The organism is Rhizobium sp. 01T437 (assembly GCF_056398505.1).
The window spans coordinates 1-685 of sequence record NZ_JBFTPM010000070.1 but is presented as its reverse complement, the minus strand read 5'-3'; the positions used below and the strand labels follow the sequence as shown (position 1 = coordinate 685).

2 protein-coding genes are annotated in these 685 nt (G+C 50.4%); both read right to left on the bottom strand.

Features of this window, described 5'->3' with window-relative positions:
• Positions 1–55: 55 nt before the first annotated feature.
• Positions 56–391, bottom strand: coding sequence for a type II toxin-antitoxin system RelE/ParE family toxin (locus AC1DM5_RS36530; protein WP_477976950.1), 336 nt, complete (start codon positions 389–391; stop codon positions 56–58).
• The gene (locus AC1DM5_RS36525; protein WP_477976952.1) at positions 388–663 is read right to left on the bottom strand and encodes a ribbon-helix-helix domain-containing protein; all 276 of its coding nucleotides are present in this window, start codon (positions 661–663) and stop codon (positions 388–390) included. Before AC1DM5_RS36525 ends, AC1DM5_RS36530 begins: the two co-directional genes overlap by 4 nt.
• Between the last annotated feature and the right edge of the window lie 22 nt (positions 664–685).

The window sequence follows — 685 nt, the reverse complement described above, 5'->3', positions numbered from 1 at the left end:
GCTCTTGATGGGATTGGAACCATAAGTCTGGAAAATCTGCAGCTGCAAATCTGCCCTATAATAAATGACTCTCAGGCTCGTGCATCGACGGTGGGAGGTCCCGTTTCCCATGAAGCACACGCCACACATCCACATGATCTTTTTGATCACGATAAAAGACGATATATGGGTATCGTTTCAGCGAAATGCTGCGCAGGTCAGGCAATCCTAACTCGTATCCATATCGTGGCGATCCCGTTTCCGGATGCCTCGCGATCAGGTCATAAGCTGCCTCTAAAGCGTCAATGAAGCCAAGGGCAACCTCGGTTCCAGCCTCGAGTATATAGTAGTCTACGGCCGCCTCGACGTCACGGCGAGCCAGCTCCCTAGGGACGATGGACTTGTTTGTCACTTGCTGTGCCGACCACGCACACGATCACGCAATTCGGCAAAATAGCGCCCATCAACGGGATCGGATTGTACGGACGATGCTCCGTCAATCAACAGTCCGCGCAATATAAGACGGTCCTGATCTCGTCGAATCAATTCGCGGATATATTCGCTGCTCGTCCCATAACCACGTCCCGCGACCTGCTCATCAACGAAGCTCTTAAGGTGGTCGGGGAGAGAAATGTTCATTGTGCTCATATGAATACATATAGCTCCAATGGCAAAATTTGGCAAGATTGACATCTTTCTTCTAAGA